Raw genomic sequence first — 13,841 nt, forward strand, 5'->3', positions numbered from 1 at the left:
CAAGCCGCACTCGATGTTTTCCGAAGACGACTTCAGCCACATGAAGCGCGCGCTGGCGCTCGCGCGGCGCGGTCTCTTCACGACGACGCCGAACCCGCGCGTCGGCTGCGTGCTCGTGAAAGACGGTGCCACGATCGGCGAAGGATTTACGCAGCCGGCCGGACAGGATCATGCGGAAGTGCAGGCATTGAAGGATGCGCGCCGGCGCGGCCACGATCCGCGCGGCGCCACGGCTTACGTTTCGCTCGAGCCATGCAGTCATTTCGGCCGCACGCCGCCGTGCGTCAATGCGCTGATCGAAGCACGCGTCGCGCGCGTAATAGCGGCGATGGAGGATCCGAACCCGCAGGTGTCCGGGCGCGGGCTCGCGATACTGCGCGAAGCCGGCATCGACGTGCGCTGCGGATTGCTCGCCAATGAAGCGCACGAGCTCAACATCGGCTTCGTATCGCGGATGACGCGCGGACGACCTTGGGTGCGGATGAAGGTCGCCGGCTCGCTCGACGGCCGGACCGGCTTGCCCACCGGCGAGAGCCAATGGATCACGGGCACGGCGGCACGAGCGGACGGTCATGCTTGGCGCGCGCGGGCCTGCGCGGTTCTGACCGGCGTCGGCACCGTGCGCCAAGACAATCCGCAACTGACCGTGCGGGAAGTCGAGACGCCGCGTCAGCCGCTGCGCGTGCTCATCGACAGCCGGCTAGCCTCGCCGCTCGAAGCACGAATTTTCGAAGGCGCGCCGCCGCTCGTCTTCTCTGGACGCATCGATGCCGATAACGCCAGCCGCGCCGATGCGCTCGCGGCGCGCGGCATCGAAGTCGTCGCGCTCCCGAACGAGCAGGGAAAGGTCGACCTCCCCGCCATGCTGAAGGCGCTCGGCGCACGCGGGATCAATGAGTTGCACGTCGAGGCCGGGCACAACCTGAACGGCTCGCTGTTGCGGGAGGGCTGCGTCGACGAGTTGCTCGTCTACCTTGCGCCTAGCCTGCTTGGCGTCGATGCGATGGGCATGTTCGATATCGCTGCGCCCGCTACGCTTGAAAACCGCGTGCGGCTTGCGTTCCACGCGGTCGATCGCATCGGCGACGACTTGCGCATTCTCGCGCGCGTGACGGCGCAAACGCCGCAAGCGCCGCAATCCTGATCAACGAGGGAAAACACGATGTTCACCGGAATCGTCGCGGCCGTCGGCCGCATCGAAGCGATCAAGCCGCTTGGCAACGACGAGCAAGCAGGCGTGCGGCTGACAGTCGATGCCGGCTCGCTCGATCTCGCCGATGTTGCGATTGGCGACAGCATCGCCATTCAGGGTGCCTGCATGACGGTTATCGCGAAAACGAACAAGACGTTCGACGTCGAGGTCTCCCGCGAAAGCCTCAATTGCACGGTGGGGCTCGCGGAGCATGATGCGGAAGTCAATCTCGAGAAAGCGCTTACGGCACAGGAGCGGTTGGGCGGGCACATCGTCTCGGGGCATGTCGATGGGCTCGGTACCGTGACTCGCTTCGCGCCAGTCGGCGAATCGCATGAACTGCGAGTGGTCGCGCCGAAGGAAATCGGGCGGTACCTCGCTTATAAAGGCTCAGTTACGGTCAACGGTGTAAGCCTCACCGTCAATAGCGTCGATGACCGTGAGGACGGGTGCGAGTTTTCGATCAATCTGATTCCGCATACCGTCGACGTGACGACGCTCAGGTATCTTGCGCCGGGTAGCAAGGTCAATCTCGAAGTCGATTTGATTGCAAGGTATGTGGAGCGGATGCTCGGGGCGTCTCAGGATGGCTCTAAGCCATTGAAATGACCGGCCAACGCGTTGACGTTGCGCCTATCCGTCTCACTAGAGGGGCCTCGACACGACGGTATTTCCGACGGTGCCCGACATGCACTGCCGAATCCCGTGCCTTGCGGGACAAGCCTCTTCCGCGGGCGGCCCCGGACATCACGGAGCCTCGACGCCGAGCGCCTCGAGCAACGGATCGAGATAGCGCGCATACGCCCGCCAGCGGCCCTTCGAGGTCCGGTAGATCGGCTGGCGCACTTGGTTGACGCTCGCCGTGCGGACCACCCGGCGGTTGTGATGAAAGTTCAGGCAGGCATCGTCCCACGGCAGCCCGAGCCAGCCGATCAAACGCCGCGCTTCGCTTTCGAGATCGTCGACCACCGCCTCGTATTCGGTTTCGATGAAAACATCGCGAGGCAACAGCTCGCGCCAATGCGCCATCAGGCGTTCGTAATGGCGATAGAACGCGCCAAGCTCGGCGAGGTCATAGGCAAACGGCTGGTGTCCGGCGAACAGCTTCGTGTAGCAGGACACGCACGTATCGACGGGATCGCGCCGAACATGGACGATCCGGGCGCCCGGCACGATCAGCGGGATCATGCCGGCATACAAGAAATTGCCTGGCATCTTGTCGATGAGAAGCGATCGGCCTCCGGCAAGCGGAGCCACGCGAGCTAAATAAGCTTGCCCACATCGGCGCAATCGGGCCTCGGCGCCGGGCTCACCATCGAGCGCAACGACGCAGTCGGGAAAGTCGCCGATTTCATCGATCGACAGACGCAGCGCGGACAGTTCGCCCGCGCCCGCCACCTGCGGGTGCGACGAGAGGATCTGTTCAATCAGTGTGGTGCCTGAGCGCGGCATGCCGATGATGAAGACGGGCAGCGTCGACAGTTGGCCGAGGCTCGCGAGCCGGCCATACCGTTCCGGCGTGAAAACCGTCGCGATGTCTTCCATCCAGCGGCCGACCTGCTCGCCGTCGTAATGGAACGAAGCGCGCTTGCCGCGGTTGCCGGCCTCCAGATGACGAAACGCGTGTTCCGCATCCTTGATGTCGAGGTACGCTTTGCCGAGGGCGAAGTGCGCTGCGATGCGACCGACGAGCGGGCGTCGTTCGCCTTCAGCGACATAGGCTTCCAGCTTGCCGATGTCGGGATCGCCGCGGCTGAATGTGCGCACTTCCGCGCGTGCTGCGAGCGCCTGCGCGGAATCCGGGAACCGCGCGAGCGCCTGCTCGAAGGCCGCCAGCGCTTCCTTCTGGCGCCCTGCTTCGATCAACAAGGTGGCGCGTCCCACCAGCGCCGCTTCGGCTACCGTGCCGGGCAATGTGGCCGCCTGCCCGTATGCGTCGAGCGCTTCGTCGGTCAGACCGAGATCCTGCAGCGCGAGCGCAAGCGTGTAGTGGGCCTCTGCGTTGCGCGGCGCTAACGCAACGGCGTGCCGCGCGATGGCGAGCGCCTCTTCGATATGGGCGATCTGTCTGAGCGCCTTTGCGCGCGCCGTCAGCGCAGCCGGATGCTCGGGAGCGAAAGCGGCCAGCATATCGAGCGCGCGCAGTGCGGCGTCGTGGCGCTGCCGAGCGCTCTCGACATCCGCGAGGTTCAGGTACGCGTCGACGAGGCGAGGGTTCAGATCGATGGCCTGCCGCGCATGCTGCTCAGCTTCGTCGTAGCTGCCTTGCGTCGAGAGCAGATAGGCGAGATTGCTGTGCGCTTCCGCATAGGACGGATTGAGCGCGAGCGCCTGACGATAGCAAGCCTCGGCACGATCCATCTGCCCGAGTCGCCGCCACGTATTGCCGAGGTTATTGTGTGCTTCGGGCCATTCGGGACTGAGCGCGATAACTTTCTCAAGGCATACGCGGCTACGCTCGAGCTTGCCGCCTTCTTGCAGCACGATGCCAAGGTTGTTCCATCCGGACACGAGCGCTGGATCCATCGCGACGGCACGCTGCGCGGCTTCCTCGCCTTCCGGCAGCATCCCTTTTTGGCGATACATTTCCGCGAGATTGCTCGAATATACGGCCGACGCACCAGGGGCAAGGCAAGCCTGCCTCAAGTGCGAGATCGCCAGATCCAGGTTGCCGTACGCGTGGGCCATCAGCCCGAGCAAGTGGAGGGCGTCCGGCTGGCCCGGCCAGGCGGCAAGCACACGCTGGGCCAGCATTTCGGCTTGTTCCGCTTGACCTGCGTTCCAGTGCCCGTAGGCGCGCGTGAGCGCTTCGTGGATGCTGATGTTCTCCGGCGGGGCGGCTGTGCTGACCATGCTCGAAATATTAGAACAACTGCCGCAGACGCAGGCTGCCGGCTTGGGAGACAAAGCCCGGCCCGAGCTGCACGTTATAGCGCGCGGTCAAGCTCAGGTTTCTTTCTTTCAGCAGTGTGACGCCTGCGGTCAGCACGGCCGAGTTCGTCATGGGGCTCGTGCCGAGCACCGTGAAGCTGGTCTGGCCGCTCGGATCGGCAGCGAAGGTTGCGGTGGTAAGCGCGCGTGTGTTGTTGTACTCATGTCGCCATGCGACGGTCAGCTCCGGCACCAGCACACCATAGGAGGTCGGCACCTCGCGTTCGATCTTCGCGCCAAGGTCCGTGGTGACCGAGGTCAGGTGCGTGGCACCGACCGAGAGCGCAGCACCGTTGCCCCCCGATTCGGTGTAGGCATTTTGATGCAGGTAGCTGTAGGTGAGGCTCGCCAGCGGCGTGACAGTCGCGATACCGAGCGCAAGCGGATAACCGACCTCACCCCTCGCGACATACTGCTGACCGCTGAAGCTGCCGCTGGCTTGGCCCGAGAACCCAGGGAAGTTGACCAGGCGATTCGTGTCGTAGCGCTGAACGATCGCGCCCGCGGACAGATTGGCGTACCAACTGTTGGCAACGTAGCTGCCGTAGCCGATCAGGCCGTAAGCGTTGATGCGGGTGTTGTCCCCCGCCGTATCGCCCGTGTTGTTGACGGCGGTGTTGCTGTAGCTGAATGCGCCGCCGACGCGCCATGACTGCGATACCGCGCGATCGACACCGAACAGCAGGCCGCCGTAGTTGGCGCTGTATCCGTCTACTTGATCGCGCTCGTTCTGGCTTGCATGTCCGCCGAACGCCTGGCCCCAGACGCCCCAGGTCGGAGGGCCCTCGCCGGTCGAAATGCCGCTGCCCTCCCTTTGGGCCAAGCGCAGCCCATTGGCGTGGCTCGAGATGATATTGAGGACGTCCAAGGTCGGAGCGGCCGCCGCGCGGCTCGAGGAGGTCTGCGACGTCGGGCTGAGCTGCTTGCCCGCGGCGTTGAGCGCTTGGGTCGAGCCGCCCGCTTCGAGTGCGAGCGAGGCGTCGAACAAGTTGAGGAGAGCCGGACTGATGCCCGTATAGTTCCCCAGCCCGGTCAACGCCGATACGGCATTGGGTGCGGTTGCGACTATCGGTGTTGGCGTCGACGTGCCGGTTTCGGTCCCAGTGCCAGTCCCGGTGCCAGTCCCGGTGCCGGTGCCAGTCCCGGTGCCCGTACCCGTACCCGTTCCTGTACCTGTTCCCGCTCCCGTGGAGTTGGCAACCGTCACGACCAGATCGCTGTTCGAGCCATTGGCCACGGCTGCCCCGGTGACGACCAGCCCGGTGACCCCGGCGATCGAATAACGCAGCGTGCCCGCGTTGTAGTTCGTCCCTGTCCCGGCCGCGTCGACGACGACGAAACGCTGGCCAGCCGCGAATCCATAGGCATTGAGCTTTTGCAGCGTCACGGCCGAGCCGTTCGCGATATTCGCGGTACCTGAGACGACGAGCCGCCCATAGCCGGCGTCGCTGGCGATCGATCCGCCTGCGACCGCGCTGTCGGCGACACCGACCAGCAGCGTGGCGGATGCGCCTTGCGTGTAGTTGCCGGTGATCGTGATGGGATTGTTGACCTGGAGCGTGGCGCCAGTGTTATTGACGGCGTGGCTGCCCACGTTGACGTGGTCGTTGAGCAGCACGTTGCCGGACCCAAATACCACGTTGGACGATGTATTCGTGATGGTGCCCGCATTCGCAGCGGCGATCCCGCCGCTCAGGCCCGTCAGCGTGCCGAATACCGCGCCGCTGCCGCCGCCGATGCTGAGATCGCGAGAACCGGTGTTATGGATGGCGCCCGCGATCAAGCCGCTGTTGCTGATCTGACCGATGGTGCTGGTGCTGTCGATATTGATGGCGTTGAGCAGGCCCGTAATGGTGCCGCTGTTGATCAGCGAGCCGATCGTCGCGCCGGCCAGCGCGAAGAGTCCGGTGTAAGGCCCACTCGGGAAGCCGGTGACGGTTTGCGTGGTCGCGCCGCTGATGAGGCCGGAGTTATTGATGGTGCCGATGGTGCCGGACTGTGCGACGACGCCGGAAAACGTGCTGGTGATCGCGCCGGTATTGGTCAGCGTGCCCAGGTCGGCGCCACTGCGGATGAGGACACCGAGTTCGTTGGTGATGGTGCCACTATTGTCGAGCGTGCCGATCAGAGCTGAATTTTCGCCGAGCACCCCGTAGCCGACGATCGTTCCGGTGTACGTGGAGCCTTTGATGGTGCCGCTGTTCAGGATGGTGCCGATGCTGCCGCCGTTGTTGTCGATGCCGAATATGCTGCCGCTTACCGTGCCGCTACCGGCGAGCAGGCCCATGTTGTTCACGGTGCCGATGGTGCCGGAGCTGGTGTTGTAGATTCCCCTCCCAGCGCCGGTGATCGTCCCGGTTGCCGTGTTGGTCAGCACTCCGATCGTGCCGCTGTTGTTGAGGCCGGCCGCGATGGTGCCGGAGATGTTGGTCGTGCTGATCAGGCCGCTGTTGACGAATGTGTCGATCGAGGCGGTGTTCCTGATGCCCGAATTGCCGCCGACGAAGTTACCGGCACTGTTGTTGGTCAGTACGCTGATGATTCCGGAACTGACCATCCCGTAGGTAATGCCCGCGATGGTGCCGTTGTTGGTGAGCGTGCCCAGCGAGGAGCCGGTCGCCAGCAAAGCGGTTGCGGTGTTGAAATTGGAGAGGACGACGTTGGGGGCGATCGTGCAGTTCCCCGAGGACCAGCCGATTTCGGTGGTGTTGGCGCTGATCGTCCCATTGATCCCGCAGTCGGCTTTTGCGACGAGCGGCGCTGCCCCGGTGAGCGCGCTGGCGAGGGCTGCCGCGATCGCGCGTTGTTTCGGTGGCACGTTCTTCCGGTTCATGGGCGCCCCCAATGGAAGGTTCCGGAAGCAATTATGGAAGAACAGCAACGACTTTCAATGACTATTCAACTGAAATTCAAATTCAGGCTTTTTTTTATGTGTTTTTATAAACATATAGTGACCGAAATATATTTTTAAGCTCCCCTCAATTCCACTACAGATAAGTCATTAGCTCACAGCCCACAGGGGCGTGCCAGGGCTTGCTCGGTGATCAGTCAGGGCTGCCGACGCCCCGCTAACGGATGAGCGGTTGCATCGACGATTTCCTCGAAGCCTTGGAGCAAGAGGCTCGACTCGCGCGGGACGCCCAGCATGTTGAATGAGTAAAGTTGTGGATAGCGGTTTTCCGCACTGCCCCGGAAATTCTGTGGATTGAATAGTGGGCTGATGTGCCACCACAGTCGGTAACCGTGCCTCCACAAATATTGGATGAGCGCAGAAGAGTTGGCGACACGATCATTCTCGACATACAACAGGGGACGGTGGTTCGTGAGAACGTCCTGGGCGCCTTCCAGTACCTGTAGCTCGAATCCTTCGACGTCCACCTTCAGGAGGTGTACGGTCCGCTCGCGCGTCATATCGTCGAGTCGTACGCACGGTACCTGAATGCTATTCTCCAACGGTTGCATTTGAACCGATACTGCGCCGAAGTTGCCTGCTCGCCGGTAATCTGGGGAGGTGAACCAAACCGTTCCCGGATGCGATGCGCACGCGAAAGGCCACGCCGCCACATTGTCCACTGCGTTCAATGCTAGATTCGCACACAGGTTATGGAACAGAAACGGCTGCGGTTCAAAGACCATGACGTCCGCACCGACTGCTTTGGCCGCTTTTGCGAGGGGCACCGTCTGGCTGCCGATATTGCCGCCGACTTCGACGACGGTGCCCGGCCGATTGATACATTGCAAGAGCAACTGCGTTTCAAGCTCGGCGTACTCGCCATATTGGATCAACGCTTGACCGATATATTCGTCAAAGCGATTGGCAAGCATCGTTCCGTGTCGCGTGTCGATGAGAACGTAGGGGTCTGCGGCTTGTGGCATCGGCTGGCTGCTGACCTTGAAGGGCGGGAGCGTCGGGAAGGGACGCGGTCGCGCGTATTTTATCTGGGCGTGGCACAGAAGATCGTGACCACAAGCCAATCGCAAGCGCTGCTTGACATGCTTGAGTTGCCGAATTGCATTGCTTTCGTGCCCCGGGGGCAACCATGAGTCCCGATATTCACGCGATCGAACGTGAGGTCCGCCCGCTCCTCGCTGCCGGACACTTCGAGCAAGCAGAGGCGATCGTGCAGCCTCATCTGGCCTCGGGCAGCGGACCGCTCGCACTGTGGAAACTGCTCGCGACGGCGCTTCGGGCGCAGGGACGCATCGCCGAGACTCGCGCGATCCAGGAGATGTTGGTTGAGCACGCGCCGGGCGACTTGCCGACGCGCTTCGATCTGTCCGAAACCTTGCTGCTGCTCGGCGAGTTCGAGCGCGGCTGGCGCGAATACCGCTACCGCTACAGCCTCGCACACACGACGCGCATCGAGCGCAAGGTGCAGCGCCCGCGCTGGGACGGCCGCCCCATGCCCGGCAAGACGCTGCTGATTCACGACGAACAGGGATACGGCGACACGTTCCAGTTCATGCGCCTCGTGCCGTGGGCCAAGGCAAAAAGCGGCGCGCGCATCGTCCTCGAGATCAATGCGGAGACGCTGACGCTCGCGCGGCGCACCACGGGTTTCGACGAACTTCTGGCGCGCGGGACGCTACCGCCCGCGTTCGATATGCACTGTGAAATGATGAGCCTCCCGATGGCCCTGGGCCTGAAGCTCGACGACCTGCCCGGGCCGGTTCCGTACCTGAGTGCGGATCCGGTGCGCCTCGAGCGTTGGCGCCGGCGCCTCGCCGATCTGCCGCGCCCGCTCGTCGCCCTTGTCTGGGCTGGACGCCCAACGCATTTCAACGATGCGAACCGCTCAATGAATCTCGCGCAACTGGCGGGCCTTGGCCAAACCGGCGCGCGCTTCCTGTCGATCCAGAAAGGGCCGGCGGCGATACAGGCGGCGTGCCCACCCGAACGAATGTCGTTGCTGTCGCTGAGCGACGAGATCGAGGATTTCGAGGACACCGCGGCCATCCTCTGCATCGCCGACCTGCTGATCTCGGTCGACTCCGCTCCGGTCCACCTGGCCGGGGCCTTGGGCCGCCCAGTGTGGGTCATGCTGCCGAAGGTCCCCGACTGGCGCTGGATGCTCGAGCGGACCGATACGCCTTGGTATCCGCAGACGCGTTTGTTCCGTCAGGACGCACGCGGGGATTGGACGAGCGTCCTTGCCCGAATGGCGAACGAACTAGCGCAGCTCGTAGCTCGGTGAGCATCGCGATGCGAGCTATCGCGTTACTGCGCGGGTAAGTTACCGGTCGCCAGTTGCCACCGCAACACAGGGTGAGTCCAGCCGGGCGGCATGACCCAGACACCGTTCGGGCCGAAATCCCACCCTACGAAGCTCGCGGGATTGCTCATTTGCGCTGTCGTCAAACCGTTGGCGGCAGGCGCGCCCCCGCCGTTTGTCGTCCCTGTCGTCTGGACGTTCCAATAATTGTCGGCCGTGACGGTACCGAAATTGACGGCCGCGATCGCGCCGGGATGGGGATCAGTGATCGGATCCCTCGAGATCGGACCCGTCACGAACGACTGGCTGATCGTCCCGTTGTTGGCGGAGACGAGCCCGCCTGGCACGGCGGGACGGGGAACACCCGTGACGGCGCCCGTCGAATAGCTTTGCGTGATCGTGCCGTTATTTTTCCCTACCAATCCGGCCAGATTGCTCTCGGTGGCCAGCACGTAGACGTCGGTGCCCGAGCGCTCGATAAGGCCGTCGTTCTCACCCACCAGGCCGCCGAGATAGGCGTAGTTGCTAATGCTCAATTGTCCGCTCGCGAACACGTTGGTGATGTGGCCTCGATTGATCCCGGCGAGCAGGCCCGCTTCGGTCGTCGAGGGGTTGTAACCCGCGTTCCCCAACTCTCCGTTCGTGAGGTTCAGGTTGCGAACCACGCCCATGCTGCCGATGATGCCGAAGAGACCCGAAGGCGAGAGCGTGCCGCCAGCCGCAACGACGGGCACGATCGAAACGTTGTTGATCGCATGAAACATACCGTCGAACTGACCGGTAAATGGCGTCGTGGCATTGCCGATCGGCGTGAAGTTCGCACCCGCGCCATCGACGTCCCTGCCGAGCGCATAATTGCCGGCCAAGTTCTGCGAGATGTTTTCCAGATCGGCAATCGAGTTCACGAGCTCGTAGCCAGTGATCTGCGTCGTCAGTCCGCTGCCTTGCGCGGGCGTCCATGCCGCATTCGACAGTAGCGTGCCGGGCGTGTACGCGCCGTTCATGTCATAGAGCGCACTCACGGTTCCCGTGCTGTTCGACCAGTCGACGATACCGTTGTTGACGACGCTCCCCTGATTGTCGATGCCTGCCGCATCGGCGCGCAGCGTCAGATTCCCGCCGCCCTGGTTACTGATCTTCACGCCCTTGCCGACGGTCAGCGTGTGCCAGGCGCCGAGCGTAAGCGATGCGTCGTGTTTCCAGCGGAGGTTCGACGCGACGGTGATGTCTCCGGTCTGGCCACCGGCGCCCGTCGTCCGCAGGTTGATCGAGGTGCCCGCGTTCAGGCTGCGTGTGAAAACGGCGGCGGCCGAAGTGCCGATCGTGAACGCCGGCGTTGCGATGTTCCATATACCGGCCAGCACCGCCGCCGCGGACGGGGAAACAGTGAGCGTACCGGCGGCCGTATCGACGGTGCCGCCGCTGCCGTCAGCATTGGTTGCCCTGACCGGGTTATCGAGCGCTACCGTCCCCGTGTCGGCGACGAGCCAGACATGACCGTCACGCGTGGCGGTACCTGTCGCGCGCAGCACATCATGGTTGCCCGCCAGCGCGAAGACGTTGCCATCCGCGGCCTGCAGGCTGATTTGCGCCGCTTCGATGGTGCCGCCATTGAGGACCGTACCGCCGCTGCCCGTCTGAACGAAGACCTGCCTGCTGCCCGACGAATCCTGCAACAACACGGTCTTCCCGGCGGCGAGTTCGGCGGTCCCCTTCGGTGCGCCGATGCTGCCAAAGTTGTCGACCTCATTGCGGGCGATGAGGAACACGTCGCCGCCGCTCGAAGCAATCTTGCCGAGATTGATGACGCTCGCAGTCGAGTTCCCCGAGAGCGTGAGCGGACCACCTGCCATGAACGCGGCGTTGTCGGTATCGAGCGTGGAAGCGACGAAGCGACCGTTGGTCGCGATGACACCACCGGAGCCAATGACGATGCCTTGCGGATTGATCAGGTAGACGCTGCCCGTAGCCGTGAGCGTGCCGAGAATCGATGAGGGACTGGCGCCGGTGACGCGGTTCAGCGTGGCGCCCGTGCCGTTATTGAAGTTGACGTGATTGCCGCCGCCGATCGAGAAGCTATTCCAGTCGATGACGCCGCGGCTCGACGTCTGGTTGATCGTCAGCCATCCGGCATTGCCGTTGATCGACCCCGTTCCAGCAACGAACTGCCCGCCGCCCGGCAACGGCCCGGCCGCGTAGGAGCCTGCCGGCAGGCCGAACCATAGGGAGAGGAAAATCAGTGATAGCGCTGACTGCGTCGTATGCCGCGAACGCGGGTGTCCCATCCATGAAGCGTGAGCCATCGCGGTTACCTCCTCTTTCATCGGGCGCGAACCAGCCCGGCAGGCGCAGGTATCTCCGCGCTGCTCGACGCCCCTCGACGGGCTGTGTCGCTCAACGTTATAGGTTGATCAGATGAATAAATGAAGAGAAAATCGCGCCAAAATTCGGTCGAAAATATCTGGGTTGGCCGACGACAAACCGACATACGCCTGCCGGCCGAACTCTGCCCCGCCTTGCGCGAGTGCCTATCGCAAACCTTCCTGTTTTGAGCGTTGGAGGACAAATCGCGGCGCCGTGAGCCAGAAGGAGCCAGACAGGCCGAACGAGTCGGCCCGCGCGGGGTCCTCTACTTTGTCGAAGCGCCCGACAAGGCTTTCCTTCACGCCAAAGACAGCGTCTTCGACCAGGTACGGACAATCGGGTGCGAACACGTGGGTAATCACCGTTTCGTAACCGGGCGCCTGAATGATGAAATGAATGTGGGCCGCACGGTTCGGATGCCGGCCGAGCTTCGCGAGCAGCTTTCCCACCGGCCCATCGTCCGGAATCGGATAGTCGCGCGGCTTGACCGTCCGGAACCAAAAGCGGCCTTGCGCGTCGCTTTGAAACTTGCCGCGCAGGTTGCCGTCCGGCTGCAGCCCCTTTTGCTGAACGTCGTAGAACCCATCGTCGTTCGTCTGCCAAACATCGACGACCGCCCCCTCCACCGGATTGCCTTCGATGTCCGCGACTTCCGCTTGCACGACGAGTGGCTCGCCCTTCCCGTCCAGGCAGATGTTCGCTCCCGACGGCGACAACGGAACCCCCTCGACGAAGAACGGGCCGAGGATCGTGTTTTCCGTGGCGGCTCCTGGGCGGCGATGGTTGATGGCGTCGACGAGCATCGAGACGCCGAGAACGTCGGAGAGCAGGATGAACTCCTGTCGCCAATCGGTGCACATATGGCCCGTATCGGTGAGGAATTGGATTGCTGCAAGCCACTCTTCATGGGTGGGCTCGATCTCCTTGACCGCCGCGTGCAAATGCTTTACGACGGTTTCGGCAATCCGACGCGTTCGCGGATCGACCTCGGTCCCAATCCTGGCGTTGACGATGTCGGCCGAATGCGCCTCATCGAATAACGGAAATGCCGCCTTTCCATGTGCGCTCATGATCCTGCTCCTTGATTTACGCTCAGATCAATCGACGGTGCCTCTCCAAGATAGGCACGCGTGAGGAGCCCACGAAGCTGTCCGCGCTCCAATGGCCGCGGATTCCAGTACGGGTTCGCCAGCGCCAGTTCGACGCATCGGTCGATGCCGTCCTCCGGCATGCCGAGCTCGCGTAACCCGCGCGGCGCCCCTATGGCGCGATTAAGGTGGTAAAGCGCCGCCGGCACGTCCTCCACGCCCAATGCATCGCACAGCCGCGCCATGACCTCCGGTATCGCCGGGGCGTTATAGGCCAGTGCATGCGGGAGAACCACGGCGTGGGTCTGGGCGTGTGGCAAGTCGAAACTGCCGCCCAGCGTATGGCAAAGCTTGTGATGAAGCGACATGCCGACCGCCCCCAAGCAGATGCCGGCAAGCCAAGCGCCGTAGAGGGCGCCCGCGCGAGCGCCGCGATCGCGCGGATCGGCGCATATGGCCGGCAGTGCCTTCACGAGTGCGCGAATGCTCTCGAGCGCGAGCACACCGACGATCGGGTTCGCGTCGCGCGCGTAAAGCGCCTCGACCGAATGCGCGATCGCATTGATGCCGCTCACGCCGCTCAGGGGCACCGGCAAGTCCATCGAGAGATCCACATCGTAGATCACCGTCTCGGGCAACACTTTCGCGCTACGCTGAGTCGTCTTCACGCCCTCCTTCGTTTCACCGAGGATGGGCGTCATTTCGGATCCTGCGTAAGTCGTCGGCAATACGATCTGCGGGAAATCGGTGCGAAGCGCCAAAGCCTTGCTCAGGCCCGTGGCGGAACCGCCGCCGATAGCCACGATGCCGTCGCAACGCAGCTCGCGCGCAAGTGCCAGCGCTCGCTCCGTCACTTCGACGGGCGTATGCATCCGTGCACCGGCGTACGTGCCTGCATGCAGGTCGTCCAGCTCGCGCGATATCTGCCGTGCAACGCCTTCATGGGCGGGACCGCAGAGAATCAGCACGCGCGACATGCCGAGTCTCAGCGCTTCGTCGCGCGCGCTCGAGCGCGTGCCCACGCCAAACAACACGCGCATGGGCAACGCTTCG

At 63.4% G+C, this 13,841-nt stretch carries 9 protein-coding genes; 3 read left to right on the forward strand and 6 right to left on the reverse strand.

Annotated features, from left to right (window positions below; genetic code table 11):
* The first annotated feature begins 13 nt into the window (after positions 1-13).
* Both ribD and C9I57_RS12260 read left to right on the forward strand, forming a co-directional pair.
* Positions 14-1,144 (forward strand): bifunctional diaminohydroxyphosphoribosylaminopyrimidine deaminase/5-amino-6-(5-phosphoribosylamino)uracil reductase RibD, encoded by a 1,131-nt coding sequence (gene ribD / locus C9I57_RS12255; protein ID WP_107151077.1) that lies wholly within the window; start codon positions 14-16, stop codon positions 1,142-1,144.
* Between the two features lie 18 nt (positions 1,145-1,162).
* Complete coding sequence (locus C9I57_RS12260) at positions 1,163-1,801, forward strand: riboflavin synthase (protein WP_107150919.1); 639 nt, start codon at positions 1,163-1,165, stop codon at positions 1,799-1,801.
* Positions 1,802-1,939: 138 nt separating this feature from the next.
* On the opposite strand, the gene C9I57_RS12265 is transcribed toward C9I57_RS12260, so the two are convergent.
* The 3 genes from C9I57_RS12265 to C9I57_RS12275 form a co-directional block, all read right to left on the reverse strand.
* On the reverse strand, positions 1,940-4,045 hold the full coding sequence (locus C9I57_RS12265; protein WP_107150920.1) for a tetratricopeptide repeat-containing sulfotransferase family protein: 2,106 nt from the start codon (positions 4,043-4,045) through the stop codon (positions 1,940-1,942).
* Between the two features lie 10 nt (positions 4,046-4,055).
* Positions 4,056-6,956, reverse strand: a complete 2,901-nt coding sequence (locus tag C9I57_RS12270; protein ID WP_107150921.1) for an autotransporter outer membrane beta-barrel domain-containing protein — start codon at positions 6,954-6,956, stop codon at positions 4,056-4,058.
* Positions 6,957-7,171: 215 nt separating this feature from the next.
* Positions 7,172-7,999, reverse strand: coding sequence for an FkbM family methyltransferase (locus C9I57_RS12275; protein ID WP_219909866.1), 828 nt, complete (start codon positions 7,997-7,999; stop codon positions 7,172-7,174).
* 164 nt (positions 8,000-8,163) lie between these two features.
* On the opposite strand from C9I57_RS12275, the gene C9I57_RS12280 reads away from it, so the two are divergent.
* A complete protein-coding gene (locus tag C9I57_RS12280; protein WP_107150922.1) occupies positions 8,164-9,318 on the forward strand; it encodes a glycosyltransferase family 9 protein in 1,155 nt (384 codons plus the stop codon).
* A gap of 23 nt (positions 9,319-9,341) precedes the next feature.
* On the opposite strand, the gene C9I57_RS12285 is transcribed toward C9I57_RS12280, so the two are convergent.
* From C9I57_RS12285 to C9I57_RS12295, 3 genes are all read right to left on the reverse strand, one after another.
* Positions 9,342-11,639: a two-partner secretion domain-containing protein gene (locus tag C9I57_RS12285; protein ID WP_107150923.1), complete on the reverse strand. Its 2,298-nt coding sequence runs from the start codon at positions 11,637-11,639 to the stop codon at positions 9,342-9,344.
* 225 nt (positions 11,640-11,864) lie between these two features.
* Complete coding sequence (locus C9I57_RS12290) at positions 11,865-12,770, reverse strand: intradiol ring-cleavage dioxygenase (RefSeq protein WP_107150924.1); 906 nt, start codon at positions 12,768-12,770, stop codon at positions 11,865-11,867.
* Positions 12,767-13,828, reverse strand: a complete 1,062-nt coding sequence (locus C9I57_RS12295; RefSeq protein ID WP_107151079.1) for a maleylacetate reductase — start codon at positions 13,826-13,828, stop codon at positions 12,767-12,769. The genes C9I57_RS12290 and C9I57_RS12295 overlap by 4 nt, the downstream gene beginning before the upstream one ends.
* Between the last annotated feature and the right edge of the window lie 13 nt (positions 13,829-13,841).

Source organism: Trinickia symbiotica (assembly GCF_003028655.1).
In the GTDB taxonomy this organism is placed as follows: domain Bacteria; phylum Pseudomonadota; class Gammaproteobacteria; order Burkholderiales; family Burkholderiaceae; genus Trinickia; species Trinickia symbiotica_A.